At 64.1% G+C, this 16413-nt stretch carries 14 protein-coding genes, 2 tRNA genes and 3 rRNA genes; 10 read left to right on the top strand and 9 right to left on the bottom strand.

What is annotated here, in order from left to right:
- From DK459_RS26750 to DK459_RS26765, 4 genes are read left to right on the top strand one after another with little or no spacing between them, the layout of a single operon-like run.
- Entirely contained in the window at positions 1-1281 is a 1281-nt protein-coding gene (locus DK459_RS26750) for a glutamate-5-semialdehyde dehydrogenase (RefSeq protein WP_024070010.1), read from the top strand.
- 50 nt (positions 1282-1331) lie between these two features.
- A complete protein-coding gene (locus DK459_RS26755) occupies positions 1332-1712 on the top strand; it encodes a hypothetical protein (protein ID WP_020929079.1) in 381 nt (126 codons plus the stop codon).
- 5 nt (positions 1713-1717) lie between these two features.
- Positions 1718-2500, top strand: a complete 783-nt coding sequence (locus DK459_RS26760; protein WP_054444427.1) for a 2-keto-4-pentenoate hydratase — start codon at positions 1718-1720, stop codon at positions 2498-2500.
- A 31-nt stretch (positions 2501-2531) separates the two neighbouring features.
- On the top strand, positions 2532-3071 hold the full coding sequence (locus DK459_RS26765; RefSeq protein WP_024070012.1) for a GNAT family N-acetyltransferase: 540 nt from the start codon (positions 2532-2534) through the stop codon (positions 3069-3071).
- A gap of 13 nt (positions 3072-3084) precedes the next feature.
- Here the strand turns inward: DK459_RS26765 and DK459_RS26770 are convergent, their stop codons facing one another.
- Positions 3085-4488, bottom strand: a complete 1404-nt coding sequence (locus tag DK459_RS26770; protein WP_110135174.1) for an amidase family protein — start codon at positions 4486-4488, stop codon at positions 3085-3087.
- Between the two features lie 114 nt (positions 4489-4602).
- Positions 4603-5469 (bottom strand): LysR family transcriptional regulator, encoded by an 867-nt coding sequence (locus DK459_RS26775; protein WP_020929083.1) that lies wholly within the window; start codon positions 5467-5469, stop codon positions 4603-4605.
- A 147-nt stretch (positions 5470-5616) separates the two neighbouring features.
- Here DK459_RS26775 and DK459_RS26780 point away from each other — a divergent pair, with 147 nt between their 5' ends.
- Positions 5617-7020, top strand: coding sequence for an MFS transporter (locus DK459_RS26780; RefSeq protein WP_024070014.1), 1404 nt, complete (start codon positions 5617-5619; stop codon positions 7018-7020).
- An 85-nt stretch (positions 7021-7105) separates the two neighbouring features.
- Here DK459_RS26780 and DK459_RS26785 read toward each other — a convergent pair whose 3' ends face one another.
- Positions 7106-7738: a hypothetical protein gene (locus tag DK459_RS26785; protein ID WP_024070015.1), complete on the bottom strand. Its 633-nt coding sequence runs from the start codon at positions 7736-7738 to the stop codon at positions 7106-7108.
- 146 nt (positions 7739-7884) lie between these two features.
- On the opposite strand from DK459_RS26785, the gene DK459_RS26790 reads away from it, so the two are divergent.
- The 3 genes from DK459_RS26790 (at position 7885) to DK459_RS26800 (ending at position 9588) form a co-directional block, all read left to right on the top strand.
- A complete protein-coding gene (locus tag DK459_RS26790) occupies positions 7885-8829 on the top strand; it encodes a 3-hydroxyacyl-CoA dehydrogenase NAD-binding domain-containing protein (protein WP_054471113.1) in 945 nt (314 codons plus the stop codon).
- Between the two features lie 82 nt (positions 8830-8911).
- The gene (locus tag DK459_RS26795; protein WP_006385666.1) at positions 8912-9184 is read left to right on the top strand and encodes a GNAT family N-acetyltransferase; all 273 of its coding nucleotides are present in this window, start codon (positions 8912-8914) and stop codon (positions 9182-9184) included.
- A gap of 8 nt (positions 9185-9192) precedes the next feature.
- The gene (locus DK459_RS26800; RefSeq protein WP_006385667.1) at positions 9193-9588 is read left to right on the top strand and encodes a YchJ family protein; all 396 of its coding nucleotides are present in this window, start codon (positions 9193-9195) and stop codon (positions 9586-9588) included.
- On the opposite strand, the gene DK459_RS26805 is transcribed toward DK459_RS26800, so the two are convergent.
- A complete protein-coding gene (locus tag DK459_RS26805; protein WP_054483411.1) occupies positions 9580-10467 on the bottom strand; it encodes a LysR substrate-binding domain-containing protein in 888 nt (295 codons plus the stop codon). The genes DK459_RS26800 and DK459_RS26805 overlap by 9 nt on opposite strands.
- A 195-nt stretch (positions 10468-10662) precedes the next feature.
- On the opposite strand from DK459_RS26805, the gene DK459_RS26810 reads away from it, so the two are divergent.
- Both DK459_RS26810 and DK459_RS26815 read left to right on the top strand, forming a co-directional pair.
- Positions 10663-11376 carry a haloacid dehalogenase type II gene (locus DK459_RS26810; protein WP_054499964.1) on the top strand — a complete coding sequence of 238 codons (714 nt, stop codon included), beginning with the start codon at positions 10663-10665 and terminating at the stop codon, positions 11374-11376.
- Positions 11377-11499: 123 nt separating this feature from the next.
- Positions 11500-12264, top strand: coding sequence for an aldolase (locus DK459_RS26815; RefSeq protein ID WP_026384027.1), 765 nt, complete (start codon positions 11500-11502; stop codon positions 12262-12264).
- A 134-nt stretch (positions 12265-12398) separates the two neighbouring features.
- Here the strand turns inward: DK459_RS26815 and rrf (DK459_RS26820) are convergent.
- The 5 genes from rrf (DK459_RS26820) to DK459_RS26840 form a co-directional block, all read right to left on the bottom strand.
- Positions 12399-12511 (bottom strand): 5S ribosomal RNA (rrf, locus tag DK459_RS26820).
- Positions 12512-12687: 176 nt separating this feature from the next.
- Positions 12688-12800: ribosomal RNA gene (gene rrf / locus DK459_RS26825) — 5S ribosomal RNA — on the bottom strand.
- 199 nt (positions 12801-12999) lie between these two features.
- Positions 13000-15880: ribosomal RNA gene (locus DK459_RS26830) — 23S ribosomal RNA — on the bottom strand.
- 296 nt (positions 15881-16176) lie between these two features.
- Positions 16177-16252 (bottom strand) — tRNA-Ala (locus tag DK459_RS26835).
- 30 nt (positions 16253-16282) lie between these two features.
- Positions 16283-16359 (bottom strand) — tRNA-Ile (locus DK459_RS26840).
- Positions 16360-16413 lie beyond the last annotated feature (54 nt).

Below are 16413 nucleotides of genomic sequence, written 5' to 3' on the forward strand. Positions count from 1 at the left end.
ATGAATGACGCCGTCATGTCCTCGTCCTCCATCGAACAAGCCATGCTGACCCTGGGCGAGAATGCGCGCCGGGCCTCGCGCGCCATGATGCGCGCCAACAGCGCCGCCAAGAACCAGGCCCTGCTGGCCATGGCCGAAGCGCTGGCAGCCAACCAGGCCGAATTGCTGGCCGCCAACGCCAAGGACGTCGCCGCGGCGCGCGCCAATGGCCTGGAGCCGGCCTTGCTCGACCGCCTGACGCTGTCCGAGAAAACACTGGCCCATATGGCCGAAGGGCTGCGCCAGATCGCCGCCCTGCCCGACCCGATCGGCAGCGTCACCGCCACCACCGTGCGCCCCAACGGCATGCGCGTGGCGCAGATGCGCGTGCCGCTGGGCGTGATCGGCATCATTTACGAATCCCGGCCCAACGTCACCATCGACGCGGCGGCGCTGTGCCTGAAGTCCGGCAACGCCGCCATCCTGCGCGGCGGCAGCGAAGCCCTGCACTCCAACGTGGCGCTGGGTCGCATCGTCCAGATGGGCCTGGCCGCCGCCGGCCTGCCGCAGGACGCGGTGCAGGTGGTGGCCACGGCCGACCGCGCCGCGGTCGGCAAGCTCATCACCATGACCGAGCACATCGACGTCATCGTGCCGCGCGGCGGCAAGGGCCTGATCGCCCGACTGTCGCAGGAGGCGCGCGTGCCGCTGATCAAGCACCTGGACGGCAACTGCCACATCTACATCGACGCGGCCGCCGACCCGGACAAGGCCCACGCCATCGCCTTCAATGCCAAGACCTATCGCTACGGCATCTGCGGCGCCATGGAAACCCTGCTGGTGGACGCCGTGGCGGCCGTCTCGATCCTGCCGAGCCTGGCCGCGGCGCTGACCGAACACGGTGTCGAACTGCGCGGCTGCCCCCGCACGCTGGCGCTGCTGCCGCACGCCAAGCCGGCCACCGACGAAGACTGGGCCACCGAATACCTGGGCCCGATCCTGGCAATCCGCATCGTCGACTCGCTCGACGACGCCATCGAACACATTGCGCGCTGGGGCTCCGGCCACACCGACGCGATCGTCACCGAAGACCTGTCGGCGGCGCAGCGCTTCCAGCGCGAGGTCGACTCCAGCTCGGTCTATGTCAACCTGCCGACCTGCTTCGCGGACGGCTTCGAATACGGCCTGGGCGCCGAGATCGGCATTTCCACCAACCGCCTGCATGCGCGCGGCCCGGTCGGCCTGGAAGGCCTGACCACGCTCAAATGGGTGCTGACCGGCGAAGGCCAGACCCGCGGCTGATCTTCCACTTTCTTCAAGCTCGCGGCCTGCCGCGCACTACCGGGATTTCCATGCATTCACCCGCCATGGCCATGGCCTTCAGTCTGTTCGTGCTGTGCTTCATCACCTGCTCGCTCTGCGGCCTGGTGCTGTTCTTCGTCAAGAGCAAGCAGATCAACGCCGCATTCAAGCACCCCTATCTGCAGCATCGCCCGTTCGAGCGCTACCCGCTGGCGATCAAGGCAGCGATCATGCTGGATTATTTCTTCCGCCTGATGTTCCCGGGCACCCGCTTCTGGCTGATTGGCAACGCCAATGACCTGCTGGCGCACCTCGATCCCAAGAAAGCGCCGTTGGCCTTGAAGTGGCCGATCGTCGGTTTCTGGGGTTCGTGCTGGCTGGGCCTGATCGCAATGATCGTGCTGTGGACGATGCTGTTCCTGGGAGCCTGAGGCCCATGCGGATCGAGATCGAAGACTACCCGGGTTGCACGGAAGCCGCGCGCATCCTGATCGCCGCCCGCGAGGCCGGCATCGCCGGCCCGCGCCTGCCCGCCGCCTGCCGCCCCCAGACCCAGGGCCAGGCGTTCGCCGTGCAGCAACGCACCGCGCAGTTGCTGCGCGAGACCCGCCGCGATGGCATCGGCGCCTGGAAAAGCGCCCTGCCGTCGCCCGAGAAAACCGTGGTCGCCCCCATCTACGCCTCGACCGTGGCGCTGGCCGGCAGGCTGTCCGCCTCCACGCAGGTGGTGCGCATCGAACCGGAAATCGCGTTCGAACTGGCGCGCGACCTGTCCGCCCGCGCCGAACCATACAGCCCAGCCGAGATCGACGCCGCCATTGGCGGCGCGCGGCTGGCGCTGGAAGTGCTGGGTTGCCGCTATGCCGCGCCCGAGCACGCCAGCCTGCCCGAGCTGCTGGCGGACCACATGTTCAATGCCGGGCTGGTGCTGGGCCCGCGTATCGCCTCGCCGGACGCCGCGCCGGCCAGTATGACCATCACCCTGTCCGTCGATGGCGCCGAAGTCGAGCAGCATCCCGGCATCCATCCCAACGGCCACGCCAAGGCCGGACTGTACTGGCTCGCCAATTTCCTGCGCGAACAAGGCCTGGCGCTGGCCGCGGGCCAGCACGTCATCACCGGCTCGTACGCGGGCTATCTGGACGTGCCCGCAAACCGCGACCTGGAACTGGCCTATGGCGACCTTGGCGTCCTGAAACTGCGCTTTATCGTCGATTGAATCGACACCCGCCATCGCCCGAGGCCATGCCATGCTGACCCTGCGTCCCTTTGCTCCCGCGGACTACGCCCTGCTTTCGAGCTGGTTCAATTGCCTGTCCGACGTGGTGCAATGGGGAGGGTCGCATCTCTCGTACCCGCTGGCACAGGCCGATCTGGATGCCATGCTGCGCGAAGGACAGGTCCAACCGCCCACCCGGCGTTGCTGGATGGCATGCCGCGGCGACACGCCGGTGGGTCACGCGCAACTGGCGTACGACTGGCGCGACGGCAATGCCCGCCTGGGCCGTGTCGCCATCGCCCCGGCCGAACGCGGCCAGGGACTGGCCGGCCCGATGGTGACGCTGCTGATCGACGAGGCCTTTCGCACGCCAGGCATCGAACGCCTGGAGCTGAATGTCTACATGTTCAATCAGCCCGCCATCCGCACCTACCAGAAGCTCGGCTTCACGCTCGAAGGCGTGCGGCGCTCATCCACGCGCGCCGGCGAGGCGCGCTGGGATACCGGCATGATGGGACTGCTGCGTACTGAATGGCGGCCGGCTGACGCCGCCATTCAGCGCGCAACCTGAGCTGCTCCGCCGGCTAGCGGACCACCGGCTCCGCAATGCCGACGGCGGGGCCACCGGCCTCGATCGCTGCCCCGGCAGCAAGGCACAGATCCTCGCGGTAGCGCCCCGCCACCACCTGGACGCCCACGGGACTGTCGCCGGCGCTGCCCATGGCCACGGTCAGCCCGGGCAATCCCATGAAAGGCAGGCCGATCTGCGTCATCTGCGCGCGCCATACGCGACGGTAGGCCGCGTCGCCCTCCAGGTCCAGGTTGTCGGAAAACGGCAGCTCGGCGGACACCGGCAGCAACAGCACGGGATATTCCGTCAGGAACAGCTCCCACAGGCGCGTCAGCGTCGCGCGGCGCGTCAACACCGCCGAGAACCCGGCCATGTCCATGCCGGCCACGTTTTCACGCTGGCCCTCCAGGGCCACCTGCGCGCCGCGGTCTCCTTCCTTGCGCGCGGCCTCGACCATGGCGTCGTAGCCATCCGCCATCCACATGCGGATCTGCAGGTCGGCGGCCTCCTGCAGCGGCGGCAGGGTATCGATCGTATCCACCGCCCAGCCCGCCTCGCTCAAGCGCCGGGCGGCATCCTGCAAGGCCTTGACCACCGCCGGCGCGGTCTCCATGCCGTCGGGATTCAGGCAAAGCGCCGCGCGCCGCGGCCGGTCCGGACCGGTCAATGGCGCCGGCACCCACCACGGATCGCGCGGATCGGCCGCGGCCATCACGGCCAGGCCCAGCCGCAGGTCGGCGATGCTGCGACCCAGCGGACCGGACACCGCCGTGATCTGGCCGCCGATGGTGCGTTCGGGCAGGGCTGCGTTGTAGGCGGGCACACGGCCCAGCGACGGACGCAGGCCGTGCACGCAGCAAGCATAGGCGGGGTAGCGGATCGAGCCCGCGATATCGGTGCCATGCGCCAGATGGCCAATGCCCGCCGCCACCGCCGCCGCGGCGCCGCCGGACGAGCCTCCCGGCGTCAGCGCGGGATTGCGCGGGTTCAAGGTATTGCCGTGCAGCCGGTTGCCGGTGAACCATCGCAATGAAAACGCGGGGGTGTTGGTGCGGCCGATGATCACCGCGCCCGCCTTGCGCAGGTTGTCCACCACCGGGTTGTTGACCGTCGCGATCACGTCCTTCTGCAACGTCACGCCGTTGGTGGTGGCAAAGCCGGCCTGGTCCACATTGACCTTGACCGTCACCGGCACGCCCGCGAGCGCGCCGGGGTCTTCGCCGCGCGCCAGGGCCTGGTCCACCAGGGCAGCCTGCGCCAACGCATCCTCGGGCCGGTGATCGACCACGGCGTTGATCAGGGGATTCACCGCCTGCAGGCGATCCAGCGCGCTCTGCGCGGCCTGGACTGCGGAAACATCGCGCCGGCGGATACGGGCGGCAAGCTCAACTGCGGACAAACGCCAAAGATCGGACACGCGGCACTCCTCTATCTGGTCAACGGAAACCGGCGGCCAGGCGCCGCCGGACGGCCAACCTTAGCGCCCCTTGCACGCGTCCACAAGCCGGAACGCGCCGCCAGGCCATGCGCCTCAGTCCTCTTCGAACACCTCGACAATCGCGTCCGCGACGGCGCGCACCCGCGCTGTCCGGTTCAGGTCGCCATGCATCACCAGCCATAAATCATAGGGCTCGCTGCGATGAGGCCAGATCCGCACCAGGTCCGGATACTGCGGCGCCATATGGATGGGCAGTTCGCCGATGCCCAGGCCCGCCGCCACCGCCTCGATGATCATCAGGCCCGAATTCAATTCCATGGCAATGCGGCCATTCCCGGTGGGCTCGCCACAGAAGGTGTCCGACCAGCCCGGCAGCACGGCCTGCTGGTAGGTCACCAGCGTATGGCCGGCGAAGGCGGTTCCGGGACGCGGCTCGCCATGCGCCTCGAGATAGGAGCGGGAGGCATACAGCCCGACTTCCTTGCGCGCCAGATGGCGCTGGATCAGGTCGGGATTGTCCGGCTTGATATTGCGGATTGCCAGATCGGCTTCGCGCCGGGTCAGATTGCTCAGCTGAATCGAGGTCGACAGCGCGATGCGGATGTCGGGATGCTGCACGTGCAGCCGGCTGATGGCTTCCATGATGAAATAACTGGCCACGGTCTCGGACGTCGCCACCCGCACCACGCCCGACAGCCGGTGATCCAGCCCTTGCATCTGCCGTTGCAGCTGATCGGCGGCCTGCTCCATGCGCTCGGCCGCGGCAAATGCCTGTTCACCCGCGGCGGTCGGCACATAGCCCGACGGCGTGCGCAGGAACAAGCGGGCGTCCAGCGAAGCCTCCAGCGCCGCCAGCCGGCGGCCGGCCGTGGCCTGATCGATCTGTAAGAGGGCCGCGGCGCCACGCAGGGTGCCATTGCGGTAGATCGCCAGGAAGATGCGCGCGTTGTCCCAATCCATGCAGGCGGCTCCGCCAAGGCCCCGGCGGATCGCCACGGCGCCAAATGTTGATGCAATTTTGCATCACTATAAAGCAGATTCTCCTATTTTTTTGCATCAACGGAACCCCTAATCTGTGCACCTCGGAAGTCCCCGGAAGTTCCTGTCATGCGCCCCGCCTGTTCCACTGCCCCGCTCCCCGTCGAACCCGCCCTTCGTCCCGCCGCGACCGGCCTGCTGCCCCTTGTCACCCTGGCCATCGGCTTCGTCATGGCCATGCTCGACGTCACCGTCGTCAACGTCGCCCTGCCCAGCATCGCGCAGCAGTTCACCGTGCCGCTCACCGATCTGGTCTGGATCGTCGACGGCTACACCCTGACCTTCGCCGCCCTGCTGCTGGTGGCCGGCGCCTTGGCCGACCGCTATGGCGCCAAGACCGTCTATCTGGCGGGGCTGGGCGTCTTTACCCTAGCCTCGCTGCTATGCGGCATCGCGCCCGGGGGAGACCTGCTGATCGCCGCCCGCATGCTGCAGGGCCTGGGCGCCGCGCTGTTCATGCCCAGTTCGCTCAGCCTGCTGACCCATGCCTATGAAGACGACCAGGTGCGCAATCGCATGCTGGCCGCATGGTCGGCCATCGTGGCCGTGGCCGGCGCCGCCGGTCCGCTGCTGGGCGGCGTGCTGATCCACCAGTTCGGTTGGCGCGGCATCTTCCTCATCAACCTGCCGCTGGGCCTGGCAGGCCTGTGGCTGGCGCGGCGCCGCATCCAGGCGGCCCCGCGCCGCCCTCGCGCGCTCAATCCGCTGAGCCATGTGTTCGGTGTCGTCGCGCTGTCATCGCTCTGCTTTGCGTTGATCCAGGGCAACGCCTACGGATGGGACTCGTTGCCCATCCTGGGCGCGGCGCTCGTGTTCCTGCTCGCCGCCACGCTGCTGATACACCGCGAGCGGCGCCACGCCGAGCCGATCATTCCGCGCGCGCTGTTCCAGACCACGCAGTTTGCGGCGGCCAACGGCGTGGGCTTTCTCATCAACCTCGCCTCGTACGGCCAATTGTTCCTGCTCAGCCTGTTCCTGCAACAGGCCCGCGGCGCCGACGCCCTGGAGACCGGCATCCAACTGGTGCCCATGCTGGCGGTGTTCTCCATCGGCAACCTGATCTCGAGCCGCATATCGGCGCGCTGGAACGTATCCGCCTCGCTGCTGGGCGGCATCCTGTTGGCGACGGTCATGAGCCTGGCGGGCCTGGCCGCGTTCACGCCCGACATGCCCTACCGGCCCTTCGCCGCCGTGGTGGCGCTGGCGAACCTGGGAGTCGGTATCGCGGTGCCGGCGATGACCAGCGTGGTCATGCAGGTGTCGGGCAAGCATCACGCCAATAGCGCCGCGGCCGCGCTCAACGCCAACCGGCAATCGGGCGCCCTGGTGGGGGTGGCACTGATGGGCACCATCCTGCACCTGCTGCCGGACTGGCATGCCCGCCTGCCCGCCTCCTACGTCATCATCGCCGCCGCTTATCTGGTTGCCGCGATGCTGGTATGGCGGCACCTGCGTCACGCCCGCAACACCTGACGGGCATCGGCGGCGGGCCGTCATCTGGCGGCGAGGCCGCGCCGCCGTGAAGCCACGCTGCCTGAACGGCGCGCGGCGCGGCCGATCAATCTCGACGCAGGATCGCGATCCCGCGGCCGGCAAAAAAACGGTCGAAGACATCCAGCGGCACACAGGCATCGGCCTGCGCGCCCGGCTCGCCGGAAGGATTGTGGAAAGTCACGTGCTCCGGCGTGGCCCGCGTCACCAGCACCAGGTGGCCGCCCCGGGCGGGCGGTTCACGATCCGGCCATCGGATCCACGGATGAACCGATGCCATGAAATAGGCGGCGCGGCTCATCATTGCCGGCAGCGCCTCTCCCCGCAGGTCCACGCACACCTCGGCTTCGAGCCCGAACTCCTCGGCCACGAAGCGCACGAACGGCGCGTAGATCAGCCCTTTGATGCGCCCCTCGCCGTCCTCGGTGTAGGCGCCGTGGGGCATGCCGCGACGCGCCAGTTCCAGGGTCGGATGTACCTGCCCGGTGGTGGCGGCCAGCACCATCTTCAAGCAGGCCATGCCGCAGACATGGCTGGCCCAGCGGGCATATTCCGCCACGTCCCGCGCGCCGGAGGCGCGCCAGGAAGGATCGTCCTCCAGCCGCAGTTCCTTGCGTATGATGGCGCCGGCCAGATGGGCCGATTCCCATTGGCAGAAATACGGCACCGCCCGCCGTTCGGCTGACCGCGACACGTCCATGAATCGCTCCGGCAAAAAGTGGATGGCGGTGTTGCGCAAGCAGGGGCCGCCGGCATCCCGCCATCTTGCCCGCCGAGGCCCCGCGTGGCAACCCAGCCCGCTTTGCTTCACAATGGACCTTCCTTGGACACCTTCCGGAGCCTCGCATGACCGACACGTCCCCCTCCCCCGCCATACGCCGCGTCGCCATTGTCGGCGCGGGCACCATCGGCGCCAGCTGGGCCGCGCTGTTCCTGGCGTATGGACTCGAAGTCGTGGTCTGCGATCCCGCCGCCGACGCGGAATCCCTGACACGCGCGCGCGTCGCCGCCGCCTGGCCGGTGCTGACCGAGCTCGGCCGCGTGGCCGCCGGCGCCAGCCCCGAGGCGCTGCGTTTCGATGCCGACCTGGCCGGCGCGTTGCGCGGCGTGGACTTCGTCCAGGAAAACGGTCCTGAACGCGAAGACTTCAAGACCGACCTGTTCGCGCGCATGGACGCGCTGCTGCCGCCCGAAGTGATCGTCGCCTCCAGCTCCTCCGGACTCATCATGAGCCGCCTGCAGGCACGCTGCCAACATGCGGCGCGCTTCGTCATCGGCCATCCGTTCAACCCGCCTCACCTGATCCCGCTGGTCGAGGTGGTGGGCGGCAAGCAGACCTCCGAAGCGACGGTCGAGCGTTGCATCGCTTTCTACCGCCAGCTGGGCAAGCATCCGATCCGCGTCAACAAGGAAGTCCCGGGCCATATCGCCAACCGCCTCCAGGCCGCGCTGTGGCGCGAGGCGATCCACCTGGCCGCCGACAATGTCGCCAGCGTCGCCGATATCGACGCCGCGGTGTCGCAAGGCCCGGGACTGCGCTGGGCCCTGTTCGGGCCGCACATGACCTTCAACCTCGGCGGCGGCCCCGGCGGCATGGCACATTTCATGGACCACCTGCTCGGCCCCATCCAGACCTGGTGGGACGACCTGGGAACGCCCGAGGTCACGCCTGAGCTGCGGCGCCGCCTGATCGAAGGCGTCAACGCCGAAGCCGGCCAGCGCGACATCGCCGACCTGGTGCGGGATCGCGACGCGCAGCTGACGGCGCTGCTGAAGGTCCTGCAGCGCTGATCCGGCCCGGCGGCCCGCCGCTGTTATGCTGTCCGTTGCCCGGGACGCCACGCCGCCCGCTCTTTCATACGCAGGGATTCCCATGCTTTCCGTCATCCACGACACCGCCCATTCCCGCTACACCGCCACCGTCGACGGCGTGCTGTGCGTACTGGACTACCACCTGCGTGATGGCGTGATGACCATCACGCACACCGGCGTGCCCAGCCAGGTGGGTGGACGCGGCATCGCCGCCGAGCTCACCCGCGTCGCCCTCGACACAGCCCGCGCGCAAGGCTGGAAAGTCCGTCCGCAGTGTTCCTATGCCGACGTCTACATGCGCCGCCACCCCGAATACAACGACCTGCTGGCCTGAGCCCTGCCGTGACCGCGCCTGATTCCACCGCCTGTCCCTGTGGCACCGGCAAAACCTACACCGCCTGCTGCGGCCGCTGGCACCAGGGCCCCCAAGCCTTGCAGGCTCCCACCGCGCAAGACTTGATGCGTTCGCGTTACAGCGCCTTCGTGCTGGACAAGCTCGACTACCTGCTCGAAACCTGGCATCCCACGACCCGCCCGGCCTCGCTCGAACCCAATCCGCCCGCGATGAAGTGGCTCGGCCTGGCCATCAAGCAGGCCCGCGACCAGGATGCCGATCACGCCACCGTCGAATTCGTGGCCCGCAGCCGCCTGGCCGGACGCGCCAGCCGCATGCATGAGGTCAGCCGCTTCGTGCGTGAAGCCGGGCGCTGGTATTACCTGGATGGCGACCTAAGCTGAAGCCCGCCGGCGCGGCGGCATCTGCACGTCCTGGCCTACCGCCTGCGCCAGCACCGTCACCAGGTTCTTCAGCGCCGCATCGGCCGCGGCGCCCGCTCCTCCCACGATCGCCAACTCCGTCCGAGGCGCTGGCGCCAGCCCCGACTCCGGCCCCAACACACCATGCTCGGGCAGACACGCGAAAGCCGGCAGCAGCGAAATCCCCAGCCCCGCCGCCACCGCGGCCTGCACGCCAGCCAGGCTCTGGCTGTGATACGCGACGCGCCACGACCGACCGGCGCTTTCCAGCGCATAGATCATGCGCTTGCGATAGATGCAGCCGTGCGGAAACAACACCAACGGCAGCGGCTCCACGCCCTGCAGCAAACGCTCATCCCCGACCCACGCCAGTTGCTCGGGCCACGCCGCCAGGCAAGGGCCTTCGCCGGGCTCCCGCTTGATCAGGGCCAGATCCAGTTCCCCGGCGCCGAGCCGGGCTTTCAGCTCCATGCTCATGCCACTGCCGGTCTCCAGGCGGATATCCGGATGGCTCACGGCAAACCCCGCCAGCAGCGCCGTCAGTCGCGCCACATCGAAGTCCTCGGGAATGCCCAGCCGGATCGCCCGCGTGCGACGCGGCGTCGCCAGCGCCAGTTCCGCCTCGTCCGCCATCGCCAGCAGTTTGCGCGCGTAGGCCAGCATCAGCTCGCCATCGTCGGTGGCCTGCACCTGGTTGCCCGCGCGATCGCGCAGCAACAGGGTCCTGCCCACGGTCTGCTCAAGCTTGCGTACCTGCTGACTCACGGTCGATTGTGTGCGGTGCACGCGACCGGCGGCCCGTGTGAAGCTGCCTTCATCGACCACGCAGACCAGGGTGCGGAGCAATTCGAGATCGAGCATGAGATATCCGTTTGAGAAGCCTCGGGGTCGCGGTTTCCGCGAACCTCGCCGAGGGGCCAAGCGTTTTCGCGTTCGTTTTCACCTGCCAGGAATGATATTTGAAATATCACTGAAAGCAGTTTTATTATTAATTTTACAACTTACCTGAGCAATCCTAAGCTGGCACCCGTCTTCAACGATCTTCAAGGAAACGCCATGCCCCTGGATCACCTCCCGCGCCCGCAATGGCTCACTTTCGACTGCTACGGCACCCTGATCCAATGGGATGAAGGCCTGCAAGCCGCCGTGGCCCGCATTCTGGCCGCCAATCAGGAGGCACAGCGCGCCCCGACGCCCGCGCGGTTCCTGCGTATCTACGACGAGCACGAACATCGGTTGGAGCGCACCCCGCCCCATCGGCATTTCGCCGACATCACGCGCGAAGCGCTGCGGCTGACCATGCACGACCTGGGACTCGAATATCGCCCGCAGGATGCCGCGCTGCTCACCGACAGTATTTCGGCCATGCCGCCATTTCCCGAAGTGGTCGACACGCTTGCGCTGCTCAAGCGCGCTGGCTTCCGCCTCTGCATCATCTCCAATACCGACGACGCCATCATCGCCGGCAATGTGGCGCAATTGGGCGGTCACGTCGACCGCGTCGTCACCGCCGAACAGGCGGGCGCCTACAAGCCGTCGCGCCGCATCTTTGCCCACGCCCATGACAGCCTCGGCGTCACCCCGGACGAAGTCGTGCACATTTGCGCCAGTCCCCACCTGGACCATGCCGCCGCGCGCGACATCGGCTTTCGCTGCGTGTGGATCGACCGCGGTACCGGCCGCCAGCCCTTGCCGGACTACCGTCCCGACGCTACCGTATCGACTCTGGACCAAGTACCCGGGCTGTTGCGCCAGGCCGGCTGGATGTAGGGAATCGGGCGGGCGCATATCACCGCCCGTTCCGATCCGGCATCCCGGCCGGCTCGACGCCGCCGCCCGGCACTCTCGCTCACGACGCCATCCTGGCGATTTCCAACTTCAATCGGGCAGCCAATGAACCACGATCCTCATTTCGCCAACGCGCTGTTCCACGCCGAGCACGTCAGCGCCCTGCGCGATGACCTTGCGCTGGCGCTGCGCGCCGCCGCCGCCCACGGGCTCGGCGAAGGCGTCTGCAACCATTTCAGCGTGGCGCTACCGGGAGACTCCGACCATTTCCTGCTGAACCCGCGCGGCCTGATGTGGCATGAGGTCCAGGCTGCCGATATCGTGCTGGTCGATGCCGAGGGTCGCAAGCTGGCGGGACGCCACGAAGTCGAACCCACGGCCATGTTCATCCACGCCGCAATCCATCGCATCGCCGGCAAGGCCTGTGTATTGCATACCCACATGCCCTACGCCACCGCATTGACGCTCACCAGCACCCGCGCCCTCGACACCACGCTCTCGCAGAATGCGATGCGCTTCCATGGCCGCATCGCGGTCGATGACGAATACAACGGCCTGGCGTTGGACGCCAGCGAAGGCGAACGCATTGCCCGCGCCATGCAGGGCGCAGACATTGCTTTCCTCGGCAATCACGGTGTGGTGGTCTGCGGCGAGCGGCTCGACTACGCCTACGACGATCTCTTCTTCCTCGAACGCGCCTGTACCGCGCAAGTGCTTGCCGAATCCACCGGCCGCGCCTTGGCCCCGGTGGATCCGCTGATCGCCGGCAAGGTGGCCGCGCAAATACAGAGCGAACGCCTGCAGTCGGAACTGTTCTTCGCCGCATTGCGGCGCCAGTTGCCGGACGCCGCGCAGCGTCAGCCCGGCTGAACTTCCTTCTTCCCCGGGGAGGCCGGCACCTGCCTGGCCCCCGCCCGCGGCGCCAGATCGTAGTAGCCGGAAAGCAACCGCCAATGAAAAAACCCCGCAGGCGTCAGCCTGCGGGGTTTTCTTCTTGAATAACTGCCTGATACTGACCTACTTTCACAGACGTCCGTCCACTATCATCGGCGCGAAGGCGTTTCACTGTCCTGTTCGGGATGGGAAGGAGTGGTACCACCTTGCTATGGGCATCAGGCTTGACCTGCCGAGCATCCCGCCTCGATGGCGAGCGCTCCAATCCTGGGTACTGCATGGCCAGCTTTGTTCGCGACGATCAGAGCCGGGCTCGATAATCGTGGCGCACGCATGAACGGGCTTTTCATAAAAACAAAACCCCACAGGCGCGAGCCTGTGGGGTTTTGAGCAATAAAAGCCTGACGATGACCTACTTTCACAGACGTCCGTCCACTATCATCGGCGCAAAGGCGTTTCACTGTCCTGTTCGGGATGGGAAGGAGTGGTACCACCTTGCTATGGTCGTCAGGCGTAACGGGTTGAGAGATTGTCTTTGGGGACAACCGCTCCAATCTTGGAAGAAGCGCAACGTGTGGGGATCAGAGAGTGTCTCGATGATCCCGCACAGTGGGTGTAATTGGTGTTGGCTGGCTGCTGACGGGGCAGCCAGATTTTGTATTGAACGACACTTGGAACGCTATACCACCAGGTCATAACCATCAGTGTTATAGGATCAAGCCTCACGAGCAATTAGTATCGGTTAGCTTAACGCATTACTGCGCTTCCACACCCGACCTATCAACGTCCTGGTCTCGAACGACTCTTCAGGGGGATCAAGTCCCCGGGATACCTAATCTTCAGACGAGTTTCCCGCTTAGATGCCTTCAGCGGTTATCTCTTCCGTACTTAGCTACCCGGCAATGCCATTGGCATGACAACCGGTACACCAGAGGTACGTCCACTCCGGTCCTCTCGTACTAGGAGCAGGCTCCGTCAAGTATCCAACGCCCACGGCAGATAGGGACCAAACTGTCTCACGACGTTTTAAACCCAGCTCACGTACCTCTTTAAATGGCGAACAGCCATACCCTTGGGACCGGCTACAGCCCCAGGATGAGATGAGCCGACATCGAGGTGCCAAACACCGCCGTCGATATGAACTCTTGGGCGGTATCAGCCTGTTATCCCCAGAGTACCTTTTATCCGTTGAGCGATGGCCCTTCCATTCAGAACCACCGGATCACTATGTCCTGCTTTCGCACCTGTTCGACTTGTCAGTCTCACAGTCAAGCACGCTTATGCCATTGCACTATCAGCACGATTTCCGACCGTACCTAGCGTACCTTCGAACTCCTCCGTTACACTTTGGGAGGAGACCGCCCCAGTCAAACTGCCCACCATGCACTGTCCCCGATCCGGATAACGGACCAAGGTTAGAACCGCAAACAAACCAGGGTGGTATTTCAAGGATGGCTCCACGTGATCTAGCGACCACGCTTCAAAGCCTCCCACCTATCCTACACAGGCCGGTTCACAGTCCAATGCAAAGCTACAGTAAAGGTTCATGGGGTCTTTCCGTCTAGCCGCGGGTAGATTGCATCATCACAAACACTTCAACTTCGCTGAGTCTCAGGAGGAGACAGTGTGGCCATCGTTACGCCATTCGTGCAGGTCGGAACTTACCCGACAAGGAATTTCGCTACCTTAGGACCGTTATAGTTACGGCCGCCGTTTACCGGGGCTTCGATCAAGAGCTTGCACCCCATCACTTAACCTTCCGGCACCGGGCAGGCGTCACACCCTATACGTCGACTTTCGTCTTTGCAGAGTGCTGTGTTTTTAATAAACAGTCGCAGCCACCGATTCTCTGCGACCCCATCATGCTAAGCGCGCAGGCGCTTCACACTACCGGGGTATACCTTCTCCCGAAGTTACGGTATCAATTTGCCGAGTTCCTTCTCCTGAGTTCTCTCAAGCGCCTTGGAATATTCATCCCGTCCACCTGTGTCGGTTTGCGGTACGGTCTCGTACAGCTGAAGCTTAGAGGCTTTTCTTGGAACCACTTCCAATCACTTCGCAAGCAATGCTCGCTCGTGCCGTACCCTTGATTTACGCGCCCGGATTTGCCTAAGCGCCATCTTCGATACGTCAACAGGGACATCCAACACCCTGATGATCTTCCGCGATCCGTCCCCCCATCGCACTGTACGACGGTGCTGGAATATTAACCAGCTTCCCATCAGCTACGCATCTCTGCCTCGCCTTAGGGGCCGACTCACCCTGCGCCGATGAACGTTGCGCAGGAAACCTTGGACTTACGGCGAGGGGGCTTTTCACCCCCTTTATCGCTACTCATGTCAGCATTCGCACTTCTGATACCTCCAGCAGCCTTTACAAGCCACCTTCGCAGGCTTACAGAACGCTCTCCTACCGCGTGCACAAAGTGCACACCCGCAGCTTCGGTTTATCGCTTAGCCCCGTTACATCTTCCGCGCAGGACGACTCGATCAGTGAGCTATTACGCTTTCTTTAAAGGATGGCTGCTTCTAAGCCAACCTCCTGACTGTCTATGCCTTCCCACTTCGTTTCCCACTTAGCGATAATTTGGGACCTTAGCTGGCGGTCTGGGTTGTTTCCCTCTTGAGTCCGGACGTTAGCACCCGGTGCTCTGTCTCCCAAGCTGTACTTGCGGGTATTCGGAGTTTGCCATAGTTTGGTAAGTCGCCATGACCCCCTAGCTATAACAGTGCTCTACCCCCCGCAGTAATACTTGAGGCACTACCTAAATAGTTTTCGGAGAGAACCAGCTATTTCCAGATTTGTTTAGCCTTTCACCCCTATCCACAGCTCATCCCCTAATTTTTCAACATTAGTGGGTTCGGTCCTCCAGCACGTGTTACCGTGCCTTCAACCTGGCCATGGATAGATCATCTGGTTTCGGGTCTACACCCAGCGACTGAATCGCCCTATTCGGACTCGCTTTCGCTACGGCTTCCCTATTCGGTTAACCTTGCCACTGAATGTAAGTCGCTGACCCATTATACAAAAGGTACGCAGTCACCCCACAAGGAGGCTCCTACTGTTTGTATGCATACGGTTTCAGGATCTATTTCACTCCCCTTCCGGGGTTCTTTTCGCCTTTCCCTCACGGTACTGGTTCACTATCGGTCGATCACGAGTATTTAGCCTTGGAGGATGGTCCCCCCATCTTCAAACAGGATTTCACGTGTCCCGCCCTACTTTTCTCACGCTTAGTTCCACACACAAAATTTCGTCTACAGGGCTATCACCTGCTACGGCCGGACTTTCCATTCCGTTCGACTATCTTGCATGCTAAAACGTGAAGGCTCTTCCGATTTCGCTCGCCACTACTTTCGGAATCTCGGTTGATTTCTTTTCCTCGAGCTACTGAGATGTTTCAGTTCACCCGGTTCGCTTCCACTGACCTATGTATTCAGTCAGGGATACTGCTTGCGCAGTGGGTTTCCCCATTCGGACATCTGCGGATCAAAGCTTGTTTGCCAGCTCCCCGCAGCTTTTCGCAGGCTACTACGTCCTTCATCGCCTGTGATCGCCAAGGCATCCACCATATGCACTTAGTCGCTTGATCCTATAACGCTGTAGGCTATAGGACCTGAGTATTAGCGTTTGTGCCGTTCATAAGTTTCAAAGCAGTCTGAGGTTATTCACCCCAGTCTTGAGAACTTGGAACAAAATTAATGCAATCACAACCCGTACCCATCTTCATCAGCAAGCTGATTACTTGATGAGCACATTTCGTTGTGCTTCTTCCAGATTGTTAAAGAACGAATATAGCTGTTGAGTAAAACCCAACTCATAAGACCGGGCAGATACTATCCGCACGACACTATGAGTTAGCCTCTACATCCCACCAGGCACAGGTCTTGGTGGAGGTGAACGGGATCGAACCGATGACATCCTGCTTGCAAAGCAGGCGCTCTCCCAGCTGAGCTACACCCCCATATTCACGGCATCTCTACCTGCGAATACTTGGTGGGTCTGGTTGGATTCGAACCAACGACCCCCGCCTTATCAAGACGGTGCTCTAACCGACTGAGCTACAGACCCAAAACCTTCCCGGATCAGTAGTCAGAAGTCATGGACACAGGGAGGAGTCCCTCT

Origin of the sequence: Achromobacter sp. RW408 (genome assembly GCF_003184165.1) — a bacterium.
Lineage (GTDB): Bacteria > Pseudomonadota > Gammaproteobacteria > Burkholderiales > Burkholderiaceae_B > Achromobacter > Achromobacter xylosoxidans.

Coding starts and splice junctions, on each gene's coding strand:
- DK459_RS26750 (WP_024070010.1), top strand. CDS start 1: ATGAATGACGCCGTCATGTCCTCGTCCTCCATCGAACAAGCCATGCTG.
- DK459_RS26755 (WP_020929079.1), top strand. CDS start 1,332: ATGCATTCACCCGCCATGGCCATGGCCTTCAGTCTGTTCGTGCTGTGC.
- DK459_RS26760 (WP_054444427.1), top strand. CDS start 1,718: ATGCGGATCGAGATCGAAGACTACCCGGGTTGCACGGAAGCCGCGCGC.
- DK459_RS26765 (WP_024070012.1), top strand. CDS start 2,532: ATGCTGACCCTGCGTCCCTTTGCTCCCGCGGACTACGCCCTGCTTTCG.
- DK459_RS26775 (WP_020929083.1), bottom strand. CDS start 5,469: ATGGATTGGGACAACGCGCGCATCTTCCTGGCGATCTACCGCAATGGC.
- DK459_RS26780 (WP_024070014.1), top strand. CDS start 5,617: ATGCGCCCCGCCTGTTCCACTGCCCCGCTCCCCGTCGAACCCGCCCTT.
- DK459_RS26785 (WP_024070015.1), bottom strand. CDS start 7,738: ATGGACGTGTCGCGGTCAGCCGAACGGCGGGCGGTGCCGTATTTCTGC.
- DK459_RS26790 (WP_054471113.1), top strand. CDS start 7,885: ATGACCGACACGTCCCCCTCCCCCGCCATACGCCGCGTCGCCATTGTC.
- DK459_RS26795 (WP_006385666.1), top strand. CDS start 8,912: ATGCTTTCCGTCATCCACGACACCGCCCATTCCCGCTACACCGCCACC.
- DK459_RS26805 (WP_054483411.1), bottom strand. CDS start 10,467: ATGCTCGATCTCGAATTGCTCCGCACCCTGGTCTGCGTGGTCGATGAA.
- DK459_RS26810 (WP_054499964.1), top strand. CDS start 10,663: ATGCCCCTGGATCACCTCCCGCGCCCGCAATGGCTCACTTTCGACTGC.
- DK459_RS26815 (WP_026384027.1), top strand. CDS start 11,500: ATGAACCACGATCCTCATTTCGCCAACGCGCTGTTCCACGCCGAGCAC.